13 protein-coding genes and 1 pseudogene are annotated in these 18,974 nt (G+C 48.5%); 10 read left to right on the forward strand and 4 right to left on the reverse strand.

The features are described from left to right. The 8 genes and pseudogenes from AEA42_RS14425 to AEA42_RS14460 form a co-directional block, all read left to right on the forward strand. A pseudogene (locus AEA42_RS14425) lies at nucleotides 1-568 on the forward strand (hypothetical protein); the annotation flags it as partial. A gap of 97 nt (nucleotides 569-665) precedes the next feature. After that, nucleotides 666-1,607 (forward strand): ABC transporter substrate-binding protein, encoded by a 942-nt coding sequence (locus AEA42_RS14430; protein ID WP_011622752.1) that lies wholly within the window; start codon nucleotides 666-668, stop codon nucleotides 1,605-1,607. Nucleotides 1,608-1,638: 31 nt separating this feature from the next. Further along, a complete protein-coding gene (locus AEA42_RS14435; RefSeq protein ID WP_055648094.1) occupies nucleotides 1,639-3,150 on the forward strand; it encodes a sugar ABC transporter ATP-binding protein in 1,512 nt (503 codons plus the stop codon). Beyond that, the gene (locus AEA42_RS14440) at nucleotides 3,151-4,368 is read left to right on the forward strand and encodes an ABC transporter permease (protein WP_055648095.1); all 1,218 of its coding nucleotides are present in this window, start codon (nucleotides 3,151-3,153) and stop codon (nucleotides 4,366-4,368) included. Continuing rightward, on the forward strand, nucleotides 4,365-5,327 hold the full coding sequence (gene yjfF, locus AEA42_RS14445) for a galactofuranose ABC transporter, permease protein YjfF (protein ID WP_055648096.1): 963 nt from the start codon (nucleotides 4,365-4,367) through the stop codon (nucleotides 5,325-5,327). Before AEA42_RS14440 ends, yjfF begins: the two co-directional genes overlap by 4 nt. Further along, nucleotides 5,302-6,438 (forward strand): family 43 glycosylhydrolase, encoded by a 1,137-nt coding sequence (locus AEA42_RS14450; RefSeq protein ID WP_055648097.1) that lies wholly within the window; start codon nucleotides 5,302-5,304, stop codon nucleotides 6,436-6,438. The genes yjfF and AEA42_RS14450 overlap by 26 nt, the downstream gene beginning before the upstream one ends. A gap of 61 nt (nucleotides 6,439-6,499) precedes the next feature. Continuing rightward, the gene (locus AEA42_RS14455; RefSeq protein WP_011622757.1) at nucleotides 6,500-7,501 is read left to right on the forward strand and encodes a family 43 glycosylhydrolase; all 1,002 of its coding nucleotides are present in this window, start codon (nucleotides 6,500-6,502) and stop codon (nucleotides 7,499-7,501) included. A 281-nt stretch (nucleotides 7,502-7,782) separates the two neighbouring features. Beyond that, nucleotides 7,783-8,373, forward strand: a complete 591-nt coding sequence (locus AEA42_RS14460) for a DUF4303 domain-containing protein (RefSeq protein WP_055648098.1) — start codon at nucleotides 7,783-7,785, stop codon at nucleotides 8,371-8,373. A gap of 269 nt (nucleotides 8,374-8,642) precedes the next feature. Here the strand turns inward: AEA42_RS14460 and AEA42_RS14465 are convergent, their stop codons facing one another. Together AEA42_RS14465 and AEA42_RS14470 are read right to left on the reverse strand one after the other, a co-directional pair. Further along, nucleotides 8,643-11,030: a glycoside hydrolase family 127 protein gene (locus tag AEA42_RS14465; RefSeq protein ID WP_055648099.1), complete on the reverse strand. Its 2,388-nt coding sequence runs from the start codon at nucleotides 11,028-11,030 to the stop codon at nucleotides 8,643-8,645. A 108-nt stretch (nucleotides 11,031-11,138) separates the two neighbouring features. Further along, nucleotides 11,139-12,620 carry an MFS transporter gene (locus AEA42_RS14470; RefSeq protein WP_055648100.1) on the reverse strand — a complete coding sequence of 494 codons (1,482 nt, stop codon included), beginning with the start codon at nucleotides 12,618-12,620 and terminating at the stop codon, nucleotides 11,139-11,141. Nucleotides 12,621-12,828: 208 nt separating this feature from the next. Here AEA42_RS14470 and AEA42_RS14475 point away from each other — a divergent pair, with 208 nt between their 5' ends. Further along, entirely contained in the window at nucleotides 12,829-13,896 is a 1,068-nt protein-coding gene (locus AEA42_RS14475) for an arabinan endo-1,5-alpha-L-arabinosidase (RefSeq protein WP_055648101.1), read from the forward strand. Nucleotides 13,897-13,898: 2 nt separating this feature from the next. After that, complete coding sequence (locus AEA42_RS14480; protein WP_055648102.1) at nucleotides 13,899-15,803, forward strand: family 43 glycosylhydrolase; 1,905 nt, start codon at nucleotides 13,899-13,901, stop codon at nucleotides 15,801-15,803. A gap of 177 nt (nucleotides 15,804-15,980) precedes the next feature. Here AEA42_RS14480 and AEA42_RS14485 read toward each other — a convergent pair whose 3' ends face one another. Next, a complete protein-coding gene (locus AEA42_RS14485) occupies nucleotides 15,981-16,736 on the reverse strand; it encodes a sulfite exporter TauE/SafE family protein (RefSeq protein ID WP_055648103.1) in 756 nt (251 codons plus the stop codon). A 174-nt stretch (nucleotides 16,737-16,910) separates the two neighbouring features. Next, nucleotides 16,911-18,887, reverse strand: coding sequence for a TonB-dependent receptor (locus tag AEA42_RS14490; protein ID WP_231640398.1), 1,977 nt, complete (start codon nucleotides 18,885-18,887; stop codon nucleotides 16,911-16,913). Between the last annotated feature and the right edge of the window lie 87 nt (nucleotides 18,888-18,974).

The following is an 18,974-nucleotide window of genomic DNA, read 5'->3' on the forward strand; positions in this document are numbered from 1 at the left end:
CAAAGTGGTGGTAAGATGGCCATTCTCAGTCCTCGGCGAGTGGTGGGTTTGTTTGGCGATAGATCAGATCGCTCAAACAGGACTGAGTTCCCTTCCTTTGATCTACTATTTGGAACAGCTATTTAGCCAATTTCTGGCACTCGATAATGAACAAATCCCAACCGGCGAATTAATCTTAGTCGACGACAGCGCCTACGATTTCAAACAACCAAAGGCAATTGCCACGGATATTAAGCAATTAGCTAATGGTTATGATCATTATTTTGTGATGGATAGAAATCCTGACAATAAAAACAGTTTGCAGACTATTGCGGTATTAAAAGATCCGCTTTCCGGCCGAGAACTCGAAATTAGTACCACAGAAGTTGGCGTGCAATTTTACAGTGGCAACTTTCTCGATGGCAGCCATATAGATGACGAAGGTTATTCCATTAATCAATTCCATGGGCTCTGTTTAGAAACCCACGGTTATCCGAATGCGGTCAATATTGACCATTTTCCGAGTGTGATGCTTGAAGCAAACACGCAATATCAACAAATTACGGTACATAAGTTTAAGAATATTTAATTCAATAAAGACGAAATAATATTTATTTGTACGGGTTAGCCTGCTGTTTCAGCAGGCTCGGGGATCTCTGTTACCTAAAATTATAAAGGGAATAATAATGAAACATAATAAAATCATTACTGCATTGGGATTATGGGCTGTCAGTGCAACTTGTGCCTACGCCACTACGGTGGGCTTTTCACAGGTTGGCTCCGAGAGTGGTTGGCGAACGAGCTTCAGTGAAGCTGTTAAAGCTGAGGCCAAACAGCGGGGTATAGATTTAAAATTTGCCGACGCTCAGCAAAAACAAGAGAACCAAATCAAAGCCGTGCGTAGCTTTATCGCCCAAGGCGTGGATGCCATTATTATCGCTCCCGTGGTAGAAACAGGCTGGAAACCCGTACTCAAAGAAGCCAAACGTGCCCATATTCCTGTGGTGATTGTCGACCGTAATATCAAGGTCGATGATGACTCCTTATTCCTTACCCGTATCGCCTCCGACTTTACCGAAGAAGGCCGCAAGATTGGCCAATGGCTAATGGATAAAACCCAAGGCAACTGTGATATCGCCGAGTTGCAGGGCACAGTAGGTGCAACCGCAGCGATTGATCGCGCCGCCGGTTTTAACCAAGTGATTGCCAATTATCCCAATGCCAAGATCGTTCGTAGCCAAACCGGCGAATTTACCCGCGCTAAGGGTAAAGAAGTGATGGAAGGTTTCCTCAAGGCGCAAAACGGTCAGCCACTGTGCGCCGTGTGGTCGCATAACGATGAAATGGCCCTTGGCGCCGTGCAAGCCATTAAAGAAGCGGGTTTAAAACCGGGCAAAGATATTCTGATTGTCTCAGTGGATGGTGTTCCCGATTACTTTAAGGCCATGGCCGATGGCGATGTTAATGCCACGGTTGAGCTTAGCCCATACTTAGGCGGCCCAGCATTTGATGCTATCGATGCGTACCTGAAGGGCAATAAGGATCAAGCCAAGCTTATTAGCACTACGGGTGATGTATTTACCCAAGAAACCGCTGCCGCAGAGTACGAAAAGCGCCGCCAGCAATAATCCCATTGACGCTTTCTTGGGGAATAGCGCTATGAGCCTTATTTTAGAACTCAAGCAGATCAGTAAGCATTATCCGGGCGTTAAAGCCCTTGAGGATGTGAGCTTACGGTTATTTGCAGGGGAAGTTCACGCCCTATTGGGCGAAAACGGTGCGGGTAAATCAACCCTAGTGAAAGTGATGACAGGCGCCCAGTCGAAAGACATGGGCGACATCCTTTTCCTCGGCGAGCCGCAACACTTCAACACACCAATGGACGCGCAAAAGGCGGGGATCAGCACGGTTTATCAGGAGGTGAACTTAGTGCCTAACCTGACCGTGGCACAAAACCTGTTCCTCGGTTACGAACCGCGCCGCCTTGGGCTGATCCATTTTAAAAAAATGTATGCCGACGCGCGGGCCGTGTTAACCCAGTTCAAGCTGGATATCGATGTTAGCGCGCCGCTGTCGGATTATTCCATCGCGGTGCAGCAACTGATCGCCATCGCCCGTGGCGTAGCCATGTCGGCCAAGGTATTAGTGCTCGATGAGCCTACCGCGAGCTTAGATGCCAAAGAAGTACAAGTGCTGTTTGGGATCTTAAACCAGCTCAAAGCCAAGGGTGTGGCTATCGTTTTTATCACTCACTTCCTCGATCAGGTTTACCAGATAAGCGATCGCATTACCGTGCTGCGTAATGGGCAATTTATCGGCGAATATCTGACGGCCGAGCTGCCACAGCCTAAGCTGATTGAAGCTATGCTCGGGCGTTCACTGCAGGAGAAATTGGTCGATAAGCAGGAAAAGGAACGCACCGCCATCGATAACAACCGCTCCGCCGAGGCCGTGTTGTTATCCCTTGAAGCTGTGTCGGTGAAAGGCTCGATTCAATCGATGAATCTTACCGTACCTAAGGGGCAGGCGGTCGGGCTTGCGGGTCTTTTAGGATCGGGGCGCAGCGAAGTCTGCAACGCGGTATTTGGGCTGGATTTAGTCGATAGCGGCAGTATTCATTTGGCGGGGCAGAAACTCAAGCTGTCGCAACCCGTGGATGCGATCAGCGCTGGGATCGCCCTGTGCCCGGAAGATCGCAAGATTGACGGCATCATCGGCCCTTTATCGATTCGTGAAAACATCATACTCGCGCTGCAGGCACGTATCGGTTGGTGGCGGTATTTATCCAATACTCGGCAGCAGGAAATTGCCCAGTTCTTTATCGATAAATTACAGATTGCAACACCGGACGCAGATAAACCCATAGAACAGTTGAGTGGTGGTAATCAACAGAAGGTGATCCTCGCGCGTTGGTTAGCCATCGAGCCCATCTTGCTCGTGCTAGATGAGCCGACCCGCGGCATCGATATTGGCGCCCACGCCGAAATCGTAAAGCTTATCAGAACCTTGTGTGATGAAGGCATGTCGTTGCTGGTTGCATCGTCTGAGCTCGATGAGCTCGTGGCCTTTTCAAATAAAGTCGTGGTATTACGCGACAGATACGCAGTACGTGAACTTTCAGGAGCGGAATTAACCTCGCAACACGTAATGCAAGCGATTGCGGAGGGATAAATGAAAAGCTCAGCCGAAACCCTATCATCCACACGCATGTCCGCCGATTTGATCTCACCCCAGATGAACGCATCTGAGGCGCATTCATCTGAGCGGCAACCGCGGATGCAGGAAAGTCACAAGACCATGGTTCAAGAAAAAAACGCCCGTTACCAAGCGGGGAAGTCGACCTCCATTGGTCGATACCTCTGGCCACTATTGGCCTTAACTATTCTGTTACTGGCCAATCTGTTCATTGACAGCAGTTTCTTCAATATCAGCTATCAAGACGACAGACTCTATGGCTCCTTGATTGATATCTTAAATCGCAGTGCACCAGTGGCGCTGCTCTCCATTGGCATGAGTCTCGTGATTGCTACTGGCGGAATCGACCTGTCGGTTGGTGCCGTAATGGCGATTGCAGGCGCGGTTTGCGCCAATCTACTGTTAGTGCCGGATATCAGCTTAGTCACCGTTATTGCAGCAGGCCTGATCGTTGGGCTCTTAGCTGGCTGTATTAATGGCGGTCTGGTGAGCTTCTTAGGTATTCAACCAATTGTCGCGACCTTGCTGCTCATGGTGGCAGGGCGCGGTGTTGCTCAGCTTATCAACCAAGGGCAAATTATCACTTTCCAGCACCCAGGCTTTGCCGCCATTGGCGTGGGCCAGTTTTTAGGCCTGCCGATGCCAGTGTGGATTGTGATTGGGATGCTAACCTTCAGCCAATTACTGCTGCGTAAAACCGCTTTAGGGCTTTTTATAGAAGCGGTTGGCTGTAATGCCAAGGCGAGTCGTTACCTTGGGATCAACGATAAATCCATCAAACTGTTCGCCTATGGCATTGCGGGTCTGTGCGCGGCGTTGGCCGGCATGATCAGCACCGCCGATATCCAAGGCTCAGATGCGAATAACGCCGGGCTTTGGCTTGAGCTCGATGCCGTGCTCGCCGTCGTGATTGGCGGCGCTGCGCTCACGGGCGGGCGTTTCTCGTTAATTTTGTCGGTCGTCGGCGCGCTGATCATTCAAACCTTAGCGACGACCATTATCGTCAGTGGTTTACCTGCTAAGTTTAACCTGTTGATCAAGGCCATCGTTATCCTGACCGTGCTGCTGTTGCAATCGGCTAAATTTAGGCGCCAATTGTCGGCGCTATTCACATCCAAGCGCGAAGCGGATGCCAAACCAGCAGAAAAGGGCACAAGTGCAAAAGCCAGTACTGCAACAGGAGAAAAACTATGATAGCAAGACGTTTTATCCCGCTGTGGATCACCGCCTCATTGCTGCTGACCATGTTTTTGGTCGGCACCTTTCAGTTTGACGGTTTTGCCAGTGGCCGGGTGGTCACCAACCTGTTGCGTGACAATGCATTCCTATTGATCACCGCATTAGGCATGACCTTAGTGATTATCTCTGGCGGGATCGATCTTTCGGTTGGCGCCGTCATCGCCTTAAGTGGGGTCGTCACCAGTTTGTTGATCACCGAGTACCAGTGGCATCCATTGTTAGCCTTTGCGGTTATTCTGCCCCTAGGCACTCTGTTTGGCGCACTCATGGGCACCATTATCCATGTGTATAAGTTGCAGCCATTTATTGTGACGCTTGCGGGCATGTTCTTAGCGCGGGGCTTAGCGACGACGCTCAGCGAAGAGTCGATTGCCATTGACCATCCATTTTACGATGCAGTTGCCGAGATGAGCATTGCACTACCAGGCAATGGCGCGCTCGATTTAAGCTCGCTGATCTTTATCCTGTTCTTTGTGATTATCGCCGTGGTTATGCATTACACCCGTTTTGGTACGAATGTGTATGCCATTGGTGGCAATCAACATTCCGCCGAGCTGATGGGGATTTCCATCGCTAAAACCACCATCAGTATTTACGCCATCAGTAGCTTTCTGGCGACGCTGGCGGGCATTGTCTTTACCTTTTACACCTTTTCTGGCTATGCGCTTGGCGCCATTGGCGTCGAACTGGATGCCATTGCGGCCGTGGTCATTGGCGGCACCCTGTTAACTGGCGGCAGTGGCTTTGTGCTCGGCACTGTGCTCGGGGTGATTTTGATGGGGGTGATTCAAACCTATATTACCTTAGATGGCAGTTTAAGCAGTTGGTGGACCAAGATTGTCATTGGCCTGCTACTGTTCTTCTTCATCCTGTTACAGAAACTCTTGAATGGACGCAAAACACAACATGGATAATCGTCAACCTAACCTGTCGGTCTTTCGGCGCTTGCCTTTGACCTGTGGCTTAATCGCCGCATTGGCGCTGCCATTAGCGCAAGCTGTGCCTGTGCTTGAGATTAGCCGCGCACAATCCCACAGCGCCACGGCGCAAACCCTCGATGCGAATGCGCCCTTTATCCAGAGAAGGGCGGATCCTTGGGTGATCCGCGATGATGACGGCAGTTACTACTTTATTGCCTCGGTGCCTGAGTTTGACCGCATCGAACTTCGCCACGCCAAAACCATCGACGGTTTACGCCAAGCTACACCTAAAACCCTGTGGCACAAGCATGAAACCGGCCCCATGAGTATCGATATTTGGGCGCCTGAGCTGCACAAAATCGATGGTCGCTGGTATATCTATTTTGCGGCCAGCAATAAGGATGTGCGTTTTCATAACCGCATGTTTGTCTTAGGACTCGAGGGCGACTCACCGATGACGGGCCAATGGCAAGAGCTTGGCAAGTTACAATCGGCGCAGGATGCTTTCTCCCTCGATGCGACCAGCTTTAGCCTCAAGGGCGAGCGTTATTTTATTTGGGCGCAGCAGGACAAAGCCAAGCGTTACAACACCGGCTTAGTGATTGCAAAAATGCTATCGCCAACTCAACTCTCTGATAACGAAACCATTATCAGCGAGCCCTTATTGGATTGGGAACGTTTAGGCTTTAAAGTCAACGAGGGCGCTGCTGTGTTGGTTAAAAACGGTAAAGTCTTCGTGACCTATTCCGCCAGTGCCACGGATGACCGTTATGCCATGGGGCTGTTATGGGCCGATGAAAATGCCGATTTACTCGATCCCAAGAGTTGGCATAAATCGCCAAGTCCAGTCTTTACCACTGAGCCGAGCTTGAATCGTTTTGGTCCTGGCCATAATAGTTTTGTGCTGGCAGAGGATGGTAAAACCGAGCTGATGTTTTACCATGCTCGTAATTACCTTGAGCTGCAGGGGACACCATTGACCGACGGTAATAGACACACTTACTACCGCGCTATTCGCTGGTCGGCGGACGGTTTCCCAGTATTTGATAATCAGCACAGCGATAGCCAAACCTTTAATCAGCAAGACACGCAATCCCGCGAATAAGCGAAATGCGTTTAATAGACACGAACAGCACACTTAAGTAATCGAAATAGACAGGTTTTCCATGATAAGAGCAACAAACAGCCCCCTAGTCGAGCAGCGCGCCGATCCCTTTGTGTACCTACATAGCGACGGTTATTACTACTTTACGGGCTCTGTTCCGACCTACGATCGGATTGAACTGCGTAAATCCAAGACCTTAGACGGCTTGAAAGACGCCCAAACCTTCGATATCTGGTTTAAACACCAAAGCGGCCCAATGAGCCGCCACGTGTGGGCGCCCGAGATCCATTATCTCGACGGCAAATGGTACATCTACTTTGCGGCCAGCGAAGAGGAAAATATTTGGGCATTACGCCCCTATGTGCTTGAGTGTCTAGGACAAGATCCATTAAATGATGAATGGATTGAACTTGGCATGATGCAGGCGGCCGAGGGTGATAATAAATCATTTATCGACTTTTCCTTAGATGCGACCATTTTCGAAAACAACGGTAAGCGCTACTTCTGCTGGGCAGAGAAAACCGGTGGACAATTTGCGGCATCCAACCTGTATCTTGCGGAAATGGCATCGCCCATCAAGTTAAAGACGGCGCAATTTATGCTCACAACCCCAGATTACGATTGGGAGCGCGTCGATTTTTGGGTTAACGAAGGGCCCGCAGTGCTTAAACACCAGGGGAAAATTTTTATTACTTTCTCGGCCAGCGCCACAGGTGCTTGTTATTGCATGGGTTATATGGAGGCCGATGAGCATGCTGATTTGCTCGATCGTAACTCATGGAAGAAAACCCGCCAGCCAGTGCTGTGCACTGATGTCGACAAGCAAATCTTCGGCCCTGGTCATAACAGTTTTACCGTGGCAGAAGATGGTGTAACGCCCATCTGTGTTTACCATGCCCGTGATTATGAACATGCGGTGGGCGATCCTAGCGTGGTGCCAAAGACAGATACCCGTCCATTAGCGCAAATCATTAAAGATCCACTCTATGATCCCAATCGCCATGCGCGAACGTTAGCGGTGTCATTTGATGAGAGCGGACGCCCCTTGTTCAATCTCTATTAATTCATTTGCCGACATAAATGATGTGATAACCGCGGGGCACGCTTCAGCAGCCCCGCTTTTTTTATGCCTGACTTAAGCGCTATTGCTTAGGTAAAACGCGATTGTTAGGCTCGCACACACAACATGCTATTCCGCTCGCTATTTCAATTACTTAATCGATTCAACCTTTGAACCTATTGATGTTATATTGCCGCCCGAGCATTCACTTGGTGGGCAGAAGTGCTGCCTGCGTGTGAAAGTGAATATCAGTGATGATTTTGCCAAGTTCGAGGAGTAGGGAAATGGCGATAAACAAAGGCAAGCTTAGTGCAGATATTGAAGCAAGGATGGATGAGTTTGCTCAAGAACTCACTCAGGCACTTGCGAAATATTACGATTGGTGGCTGTCAGAATATCCGGCGCAGACCCTCTATGGTTTTTGCTTGTATAGCACGCCCTTAGTGGAATATTTAGGCGTCACCCTTTTCACCGAGGAAGGCCTGACGGCCGTCGCAGAGCAATATCAAAACGACAATAGTTTTCGACATAAATCCCTCGCAGAGCTTAAGCAAACGCTGCGTTGGTCGGCCTGCGACTCTCCACATCACGATGAAAATGAAAATATTTTTGAGGCGATTAACGACAAACTGCAATTGCTACAAGAGGACGCTGAAGCGCTTGAGTCCGAAGAGGCATACGATGCTTACCTCAAAGCCTTGTACGCCATATTAGTCAGGGCGCTCAATGAGGTTAAAGCTATGCGCCCGCTAAACCCGCAGGCAATATTGTTCTCCGTTTGTTTTGGCGATCAAAGCGATGCTGATATCGATTATTTTGTTCAAAATTGTAATGATAAAGAGATTATCGCTAGTTTTTATCAGCAATGGCGCTGAATATTGCCAACAAAAATTTTCAACTCAATTGGCTTATTTCGTCTATTACCGACGAGGTCCCACTCAATATTGACTGAAATGCTGACTGAAATATTGACGGCTAGTGGTTGTTATTTACGGCGAGTCGCATAGGGCCACCAGCAAACATTAGGTAGTGCCAAGCGCAGAAACTCTGGGTTAGGGGATAAAAACAAGGGAAAGCGTTTCACTTTCCCTTATCTGAATCAGTGTTTTAAGCTCGAGTGCCTACATGCGCTCGGGATGCTCGCTTACAGAGTCGAGGTCGACTCACTTTTTAGTAGGCGCACCTCATATAAACCGCCAGCAATCGAGCCCGGTTTTGCCACAAATTTTACCCTGAAGGGCACTGTGCTATCCGAAAGCATGTCGGCGGGAATAGGGTAGTCGACGTTGTAAAATATCGGCCCCTTATCGGCAGGCAGAGTGACTTCGGCAAGGCGTTTATCGTTGATCAAAATGTCGAAACGTCGCCCAGCATCCAAGCCAAAGTAGGTTAAGCGCAATATGGGTTGCGGTTCACCTTTGGCATCGAGTTGATAGCTAAACCAATCCTCGGCATGGCGCCAATGGCGATTACCATTAAGGCCCGCTTCACTCTTTGATGCCTTAAAGAAATGATCCGACTCAGGTTGCTGCTCTCCGGGCTGCACACTATCTAAGGTTTGCGCCATCAACTTGGCTTCCATCTGGGCTTTTTGAGCTAACTCTTGCTGTTTCTGTTGCCATTCATCGGGAGCGCTCTGGCCAAAATACAAGGTATAGCGGCTGTCATGCAGGCGAAAGAAGGGGATCAGCGTGATGGGGCTCCCTTGATTTGTACGGGCTTTCCCCGTGGTAAATTGCAGCTGACTCATGGGCTCACGGCGGATATCGGTTAAAAAGCGGGTACCATCACTGATAAAAATCGGCGCCTGACTGGGTTCGCACATAGGGCCACTGGCAATATGCCCCATGCGGCTGGCATCGCCGATAAAGTTTAAGGCTTCGTTAGCGATAGGCACCGTTTTTGCCGCTAACACAATTGGTCCATAAAGCACTGAGTAATTGGCGGTTTTATCGGGTAGCTGCTCAAGACTAATGTCCATGGGTAAGGTGATAGTCACGCTATCGCCCTTGCGCCACTGCCGTGTTAAGGGAATATATTGCCCTTGAGTCGGTGTAAACCTTTGCGGCTCGCCATTAATGCTCACGGTCACGTCCCCCTTAGCCCATGTGGGATAGCGCAGATTGAGGGTAAAGTCCGCTTCCTGATGGATAATCATCTGCGAAGTATTGTCATCGGGAAACTGAGTTTTTTGGCTAAGGCTGATGCCCTTGGCTTTCCAGTTGACCTCGGAATCGACAAACAGGTTCACAAACAGATTGTTGTCCTCCTCGGCATAAATGAGCTCGCCGTATTTAGCATGGTTTTCGATACCTGAGCCGACACAACACCACATACTTTCCTGCGCCGAGGAATAGACGCGGTAATGGTCTGGGCGCATTGGCGTAAAATACACTAGGCCGCCAGTTTGCGGATGCTGGGACGAGAGGATATGGTTGTAGAGTGCGCGCTCGTAGTAATCGATATAACGTAAATCACGTTTGTTTTCATAGAGTAATTTAGACAGTTTCAGCATGTTGTAGGTATTGCAGGTCTCAGGGCCTTCTACCGAATCGAGCATACTGCTGAAGTCTTCGCTGGGATGAAAATGCTCGCGCACACTATTGCCACCGATGGAAACGGTGCGCTGGTGAACCACTTGCTGCCAAAAGTAATCGGCGCTTTCTAACCACGCCTTGTTATGACTGAGCTCGGCAATACGTGCCACACCCACAATTTTAGGAATTTGTGTATTGGCATGTAAGCCTGTCAGTTTATCTTGATGTTGCAACAGGGGTTGTAACAGGCTCTGATCCGTATAGCGATTCGCAAGATTTAAGTATTTGTTTTGACCTGTAATGCTGTACACATCCGCTAAGGTTTCATTTAAGCCACCGTATTCGGTGCGCAGCATAAGCTGCAGCTGCTCATCAGTTAGATTGCGACTTAAATCCAGCATCCAATCGGCAAAACCGACGAGCATTTTCTTCGCCGTAGGATTTTGAGTATAAAGATAGGCATCCCGCAGGCCGGCAAATACCTTATGCAGGTTATACCAAGGCACCCATGATTGGTTGAGCGTAAACAGATCCGCTTCGATATGACCAGCGGCGACCTGCTGCCATAATTTGTCTCCATGGGGGACACCGCCCACGTAACCATTGCCATGCGCCTGTTGGCACTTTTCCAACTCGGCCACCATGTAGTTGAGTCGCTCAAGCACCGCCTGATCGCCCGTGGCGGCATACATTAGGGCCAATGCCGATAGATAATGCCCACCGATATGGCCATCGAGGCCCGTATTTTCCCAATTGGGGTAGTTGTCGGCGGTAGTCGCGATTCCCGCTTCCTTACGGTAAGGGGCCAGTAGTCGCTCGGGATCCATCGACATGATGTAAGCCAAATCGGTCTGCTGGGCATGCAGAAACGGCCCGGCTGTGAGGCGCACATCATTTAGGGGAATGGGAGTAAGGCTAGCAAAACTTGGCTGGGATACGAATGGGCAAGTTAATGGCAATAACAGGCAAAGGCCAAACAATCGGGCAGTGTTCATCTTGGCTCCCTTTATTATACGGATTGGAGTTTTACGTTTGGATTAACTCAGTTTTTTGCGTGATAAAAAAGCCCCTGGGTAGGGGCTTAGGGTGTTATCGCAGATAGATTACGCCGATACTTGAGGCGCTGCAGTCTTAGGCGTTACTGCCTCAGAGGCTTCAGAGGCTTCAGAGGCTTCAGAGGCTTCAGAGGCTTCAGAGCTAGAGGCTAGAGCCTTAGACGTCAGGTTGGCGTCAGTTTGGCTTGAATGGGCCTGCTCGGGTAAAGCCTGTTTGATTTCTTCATAAACGCGGTCAGAAATCTTGTATTTGAACATCAGTAAGCCCATCAGCGCGTGGAATGCGCCAGGGATCACCGTCAGCATTAACGAAATACCGGTCAACGCAAACTCGCTTTGGGTTTCACCGGGTTGATAGTTGAAGTAGGTCAGCAGCATACCCACCACAAATCCCGCCGCGCCCATACCCGCTTTTTGGGCGAATGAAATCCCGCCAAAGGCAAGGCCAGAGACCCTGTGGCCCGTTTTGACTGTGCCATAATCCACCGACTCTGAAATCACCGACCAGAAGACTGGCGCATGTAAATCCACCACGAATGAAATCGCAAAGTAGAGTACAAAGGCCAGCACTATGTCGCCCGGCTGCACGGCAAAGAACATGATGGCGCTTAAGATCCCAACCACGATTTGGCTATAGCGGAAGAGTTTTAGTTTGCAGTAACGCTTTGTGATCCAAGTTGAAGCGACCATGGCCAGAATCGCAGCGCCCACACCGGTCGACAGGAATGCCGAGAGCATTTTCGCATCGCCGCCCAAGTAATAGGTGGCGTAGTAGGCTGCTACCGAGCCGCGGATCACATAGCCAATGGTGCCAATCACACAAATCGCGACTAACACTAACCATTGATCGTTTTTGAACAATAATCGCAGTTGCATGCCAACAGGCTTAGTTTCCACCTTGTAGGCCACGCGCTCTGTGGTAGTGAAAAAGCAGAATAAAAATAGTAGTGTCGCCATCAATGCCATCACGCCCATGGCTTTTTGATAGCCCGCGGCAATGTTCTCACCGCCCCAAGATGACGCCAACATAGGCACGATAATGGTCACTAAAAAGGCGGCAATCTTAGCGAAGAACAAACGATAACCGTTGGCGGATAACCGCTCTTTTGGATCGTCGGTGATCACGCTGATAATCGAAATATATGGAATAGTCACAGTGGTGAAAATGATAGTGACCAGAATATAGGTCGAATAGGCCCAGATAAGTTTGGCATTGTAATCCCAATCCGGGGTTGAGAAGGTTAAGAAGACCGAAATACCAAAGGGAATCGCCATAAACAGGAAGTAGGGGCGATATCTTCCCCAGCGGGTCGTTACTTTATCGTTAATAATGCCCATTAAAGGATCGGTAATGGCATCGATAAGACGAACCAACAGGAACAATATCCCGACATCGGCGGGTTTTAACCCAAAAATATCAGTATAAAAGAAGGTAATAATTAACATCATTGACGAAATCACCACGTTAACGGCCATGTCCCCGGAGCCGTAACCGATCTTTTCAATGACTGACAATTTATGAGAACTCATCAGAAATCCTTATTATATTTATTATAAACAGTGAGTTATTGTGTTATTTTGCAATTTACCGCATTCGCAATGTTAACACATTTTTCTCCTGTTAATTTTTTTGCATTTGATTGTTACTTCCTTGTCCTGATAGTATGATAACTTAATTCATCATACAATAGCATAATAACTATTTTGTTATATGGGATGGGGTTCATAAGGAGAATTGATGCCAGCTATGAGAGTCACACCGAAAACAGCCCTAAAACGTCACCTTAAGATGCTCAATTGTGCGCTGCTAGGCGTATTGGGAACCCTAGGCCAAGTGAATGCCAAGCAGGTGAGTATTCACGATCCTGTGATGGCAAAAGAGGCCGGACAGTATTATCTCTTCAGCACAGGTCCCGGTATTACCTATTATTCCTCAAAGGATAAGATCCATTGGGAATTAGCTGGGCGGGTATTCGAAACCGAGCCTAGCTGGGCAAAGGACGTTGCGCCAGAGTTTAACGGCCATTTATGGGCGCCGGATATCATTGAGCATAACGGCTTGTTCTATCTGTATTACTCAGTATCAGCCTTTGGTAAAAACACCTCGGCCATTGGCGTGACAGTCAATAAAACCCTCGACAAAAATTCAAAGGACTATCAGTGGACAGATAAGGGGATCGTTATTCAATCTGTACCAAATCGCGATGCATGGAACGCGATTGATCCCAATATTATTGTCGATGAGCAGGGTACGCCTTGGATGAGTTTTGGCTCCTTTTGGCAAGGGTTAAAACTGGTCAAACTCGATCCAGACTTTATCTCCATCGCCAAACCAGAGGAGTGGCACACGCTAGCCAAGTTAGAACGCCCCGCACTGCTGGGTGAAACCGAGCCGGGTCCTGCTGAAATCGAAGCGCCTTTTATTTATAAAAAAGATGACTATTACTATCTTTTTGTCTCCTATGGCCTTTGCTGTCGTGGGGACGACAGCACTTACCACTTAGCCGTGGGCCGCGCCAAAACGGTAACAGGGCCTTACCTCGATAAAGAGGGCAAAGACATGGCGCAAGGCGGCGGTTCGGTTTTACTGCATGGCACTAAGGCTTGGCCGGGATTGGGCCATAACAGTGTTTATGCCTTCGATGGTAAAGATTACTTAGTCTTTCATGCCTACGAATCGGCTGATAATGGATTACAAAAACTCAAGATGGCGGAACTGAGCTGGCGCCAAGGTTGGCCAGAGGTCGATCCTAAGGCGCTCAATCAATACCAGAGTGTATTAGTTGCACCCGAAGGAACAAAATAATAATGACTCATACAATCAACAAACGAATGGCTACGCTTGCGCTGGCCATGGGACTTAGTGCGACCTGCTTGGGGGCAGGTAACCTACATGCTGCAGAGAGTGCGAAGGGCGCGGATGAAAACCGCATTACCGCAGCGACCTTTGCGAATCCGTTATTTCGAAATGGGGCCGATCCTTGGCTCGAATACCACAATGGTAACTATTACCTAACCACCACCACGTGGACCTCTGAGCTGGTGATGCGTAAATCGCCCACCATTGCAGGGCTTGCCGATGCGCCAGCCCACAATATTTGGAGCGGCACCGATAAATCCAACTGCTGTAATTTTTGGGCATTTGAATTTCACCCTCTGCAAACTGCGCAGGGATTACGTTGGTATGTAATTTACACCTCGGGCGTGGCAGAAAACTTCGATGGCCAGCGTAACCATATCCTCGAGAGTGAAGGCAGTGACCCTATGGGGCCATACAAGTTTAAGGGCACGCCAATGCCCGACCACTGGAATATCGACGGCAGCTATTTGGAGTATAAAGGCCAGTTATATTTCCTCTGGTCAGAATGGCACGGCCAAGATCAAGTCAACTTGATAGCCAAGATGAGCAACCCTTGGACCGTCGAGGGCGAACATAAGGTGATCACAGCGCCCATCCACGACTGGGAAAAATCAGGCTTAAACGTCAACGAAGGCCCTGAAATCATCCAGCATGAGGGCAGAACCTTCTTAGTTCACTCAGCAAGCTTTTGTAACACTGAGGATTATTCCTTAGCCGTGGTTGAACTCACCGGTGACGATCCTATGGATCCCGCCGCATGGACTAAGTACGACAAGCCTTTCTTTAGCAAAGCTAATGGCGTCTATGGCCCTGGCCACCATGGTTTCTTCAAGTCTCCCGATGGGAAAGAAGATTGGCTCATTTACCATGGCAACTCCTCGGCCTCCGACGGCTGTAGTGGTACCCGAGCGGCACGTGCTCAACCCTTTACATGGGATAACAAAGGCTTGCCTAAATTTGGTGAACCGATGGCGGATAAAAAGCAATTGCCTGTCCCAAGTGGCGAGTTTGGCCCGATAACCACCCAAGTGGAAGGCGTGAAATACCGCATCGTGAGCCGTGAGGTTGGTCAATGCCTAGTGACCAATGCCAAAGGCCAGGTCAATGTCGGTAAGTGCGAAGATGACAACAGCCAATGGGTAATTGATCCGAGTAACGATGGCCTGTATCGCTTTGCTAATGTGGGTCAGGGAACCTTTTTAACTCAGGCTCAGTGCCAAGATGAGTCTTCAGCGGCACTGAATACTGCGCCTTGGGTCGCCTCCCGTTGTCAGCGTTGGTCGGTGGATTCGACCCGTGAAGGCTGGTTCCGTTTCGCAAACGATCGCTCCATCGGCAATCTGCAGGCGAAAAACTGCAGTAAAAAGGCCGGCGCCGAGGTGATTGCGGGGGAAAACCGTGTCAGTGAATGCACCGATTGGCGGATTGAGCCAGTCTCAACATTTGCCATAGTCAACGCCCATAGCGGCCGAGTGGTCAGCGCCGAACAATGTCAGCTTAAACCTAATGCCAATGTGGCTCAGTTTGAATACACCGGCGATGCCTGTCAGCAGTGGCAAGCAATGCCGACAACCGATGGATTTTACCGTCTGCAATCCATCCAACGTTCAAACAACAAGGCGCAACAATGCCTTGTGACCAACGAAGGTAATCTGGAGCTAGGGGCTTGTAATGCAATCGACAGCGAGTTCCGTAGCGAGTTGATGCCAAATGGCTCATTAAGGCTAGTGTCTCGCAAGGGCGGTTCGTCCATGAAAGTGGCCAATGGATCCTATGCCAATGGCGATAACATAGTGGAAGACGTGTGGAAAAACACCATTTCACAACAGTTCTATTTTAGAGAGGTGAAATAATTCATCCCTCTAAATAACTGAGCATCACCACGGCGGTGGCTAAACGCGTGCTTGTAATGTCGTTTAAGTTGAGGTCGCTTAACGGCATCTTGGTTGAGCCTTGTTTGCTCGGCACCAGAGCAGTAGTTGTGTATGCAGCTGCTGCTCTTTTTTATTCAGGCTCACTTATCCCAAGTTTTATCCCACTAAGGCCTGCCACAATAAGCGTATCGCCAGCAGTGTCAGCACCCAATTAAAGGCGACCCCGAAATGTTTATCCGTCACCCGCGCTAACATCTTAAAGCCAAGCCAGGTACCCAAGGCGCCGCTTAAGATCATGCAAAGTAGCAGCGGCCACCAGGGCAGGATAGGAATATCCAGCCCCTCAAAAACGATAATTTTGACGCCATGTTGCAACGACATCGCCATCGCAAAGGTCGCGACAGTGCGAAAACGGTCAACGTCTAATTGTTTGATAAAGGCCGCCACTAAGGGACCTGTCGCGCCGACAAATAACGAGATAAAGGTTGTTACCGCACCAGCGATTATCGTCCCAGCTGTTCCCAGCACCACACGGGGGATTTTCGGTCCCCAGCAGGAGTACAAAATAAACAGGGCGATGGTGAGATACATGACTTTTGGCGGCAATGCAACTAACACTAAGCTCCCCAAGGCGGCGCCAACGAGCGCGCCGGGTAAAAAACGACTAATAAGCCACCACTGCACATGCTGCCAACCTAATAGCGCGCGGCCCAGATTCGAGCCCAATTGCACCACTCCATGGAGGGGAATAATTACTTGAGGCGGAAGGACTTGCGCCATCACGCCTAATAACATTACGCCACCACCAATCCCGAAGCAGGCGGTAAAAAATGCAGTAAAGGCCGCAGTAATAGTCAGCAGGGCAAATATATCGATAGGGATCAGCGTAAAGTCGAACCAGGCGGTATGCATAGTCAATATTCGAGGAAGAATGGGATCCTTAAACTAACAAAGCTTGCCCAGAGACAAAAGCAGTTTGATGGCCAACGAGTTCTTCACGGCTAAAGCTTTCGCTGTACATCTAGATGAAAGCAAAAAAAGCTAATCCACTGGATTAGCTTTTTCGGTTTACACAACAGTGGTCAATTAGAAGGAGTAACGCGCACCGAGAGCAAAAGTGCGGGTGTAGATACTGTTCGTGCGGTTATAGAGTACTGAGTCCTCATAGTATTCTTGATACACATCATCAAGAATATTTGTCGCATCGAAGGTTAATACAAACTCATCACTGATGTTGTAGCTGAATTGGAAGTCAAGTGACTGCTCAGGTTTACGATAGATACCGCGCGGCATGGCAAAAGTACCAGCATCATATGCACTTAAGAATTTATCACGCCAAGTGTATGATAAACGCGCACTGTAATCGTCTTTATCGTAAATCAATACCGCACTCATAGAAGTATCAGACACACCGAATAGTTCACGAGTTGTCGTACCAATTTGCTCACCACTCTCAGAGTCAAACTCAGGAATGTCTTGGCTTGAATCTAAGAAGGTTGCACTCACTTGAGTTCCTAAACCATCTAGGTAACTAGGCATATTTTCAAGGAAATACACTGCACCCAATTCATAACCCGTTAATTTACCGTTTGAGGTGTTTTCTGGGCGGCTTAAGATATATTTTTTGGTTTCGCCGTCAACTTCTCGGGTAATAGTAGAAGCTGAGTTAAATACAAAACCTTCAATATCACGACGGAAATAAGTACCGAAAATGGAAGAGCCTTCACCAAAGTAATATTCCAATGAGAAGTCATAGTTTTGTGATGTTGTTGGTTTTAAGTTCGGGTTACCGCTTGAAGCTTGGCCATACTTTAGATTCGTTAAGTCTTCCGTATAAGATATAGCGGATGACAAATCACCAAAAGCGGGGCGACGAATCGTTTCAGTGTAGGCAAAACGCGCAACTAGGTCGTCAGTTAACCAGAAGCGTACCATTAAGCTTGGTAGTAATTCAGCGCTACCATTTGACCCCGTGCTGTGTTCTAAATAATAACGCTCGTCATTGACAACATCCTCATCAGCATATTTTTTGCGTTCCCAGAAATCCATATCAGCATCGGCTTTCTCGTAACGCAAGCCAATTTGGCCATCAACTTGCTTACCCCATAACTCGGTTTCAAAATCACTTTGAATGTACGCAGCATATGATTTCTCGGTGATATCATAGTTTGTATACATGGCAAGGGCTTGCTCATCGGCGTTATACATAGCTTCAATGGCTGAGCGATTAGCATATAAATAATTACCATCGGCAATTGCCCAACTTGTCGGCACATTAGCGCGGCCATCAAAGAAACCTGAAGTAACGGTAAACATGTTTGGATCTAGATCTGAAAATAGAACGTTAGTATTTAGCGTACCCGCATCGTAAAGCCCGTGTTTGGCCCCACGTTGCTCTGCACGTACACCAAATTTCATCTTAGTAAATATGCCGTAGTCGAGGAAATAGTCACCATCGAGTGTCCAAGTAACTGAATCACCCTCATCCTTATTTCCGCTATCGTATACGTTAGAGGTTTGCCATAGCGCCAGTTGAGTTAAATCAGACTCATCAATAGTCGTGTCTGGATTATCTAAATAAACCCAGCTTGGAATACCACCATTTTGAGCGTTATAGTCCACATCAACGCCATAAAATTGCCCACTATTAGAACTGATACCTCGCATTGCAAGAAATTGTGATTCATAGGTACTGGTTTGATAAACGACTTCGGACTTGAGTGTTAAGTCATCAAAATCCCACTTTCCACCTAAGGCAAATACATAACTATCTGTTTTGTTATGGCTATGATCTGAACTGCTAAAACCAGCGACATTGTAAGCAGTACGCGATTTAACCACATTAGTACCATCATACACTTCAATACCATCTTGAATCACTTGGCTCCAGTTCGCAGAAGAATCTACGTTGCTAAAGAGCATAGAGTTAAAGTTATCATTACGATAACCGTTATAGAATGCTTCAAAAAGATATTCGGAAGTATCAGTTGGCGCCCATTGCAATGATAGGTTCAGTGCTGGACGCTGAAGGATCCCCTCATAAATCAGCCATAGCATAGCCATATTTGAGCAACTGATTGGCGAATAATACCCAGGCCGCCAGCAATTCTTTCTCCGTGATTTGATAATCAGGCCGCCTGAGTACCTCCA

The sequence above is a fragment of the Shewanella sp. Sh95 genome, from assembly GCF_001308045.1.
GTDB lineage: Bacteria > Pseudomonadota > Gammaproteobacteria > Enterobacterales > Shewanellaceae > Shewanella > Shewanella xiamenensis.

Bases quoted from the DNA above. Each gene is read 5' to 3' on its own strand.
- AEA42_RS14430 (WP_011622752.1), top strand. From the start codon at position 666: ATGAAACATAATAAAATCATTACTGCATTGGGATTATGGGCTGTCAGT.
- AEA42_RS14435 (WP_055648094.1), top strand. From the start codon at position 1,639: ATGAGCCTTATTTTAGAACTCAAGCAGATCAGTAAGCATTATCCGGGC.
- AEA42_RS14440 (WP_055648095.1), top strand. From the start codon at position 3,151: ATGAAAAGCTCAGCCGAAACCCTATCATCCACACGCATGTCCGCCGAT.
- yjfF (WP_055648096.1), top strand. From the start codon at position 4,365: ATGATAGCAAGACGTTTTATCCCGCTGTGGATCACCGCCTCATTGCTG.
- AEA42_RS14450 (WP_055648097.1), top strand. From the start codon at position 5,302: ATGGACGCAAAACACAACATGGATAATCGTCAACCTAACCTGTCGGTC.
- AEA42_RS14455 (WP_011622757.1), top strand. From the start codon at position 6,500: ATGATAAGAGCAACAAACAGCCCCCTAGTCGAGCAGCGCGCCGATCCC.
- AEA42_RS14460 (WP_055648098.1), top strand. From the start codon at position 7,783: ATGGCGATAAACAAAGGCAAGCTTAGTGCAGATATTGAAGCAAGGATG.
- AEA42_RS14465 (WP_055648099.1), bottom strand. From the start codon at position 11,030: ATGAACACTGCCCGATTGTTTGGCCTTTGCCTGTTATTGCCATTAACT.
- AEA42_RS14470 (WP_055648100.1), bottom strand. From the start codon at position 12,620: ATGAGTTCTCATAAATTGTCAGTCATTGAAAAGATCGGTTACGGCTCC.
- AEA42_RS14475 (WP_055648101.1), top strand. From the start codon at position 12,829: ATGCCAGCTATGAGAGTCACACCGAAAACAGCCCTAAAACGTCACCTT.
- AEA42_RS14480 (WP_055648102.1), top strand. From the start codon at position 13,899: ATGACTCATACAATCAACAAACGAATGGCTACGCTTGCGCTGGCCATG.
- AEA42_RS14485 (WP_055648103.1), bottom strand. From the start codon at position 16,736: ATGCATACCGCCTGGTTCGACTTTACGCTGATCCCTATCGATATATTT.
- AEA42_RS14490 (WP_231640398.1), bottom strand. From the start codon at position 18,887: ATGGCTATGCTATGGCTGATTTATGAGGGGATCCTTCAGCGTCCAGCA.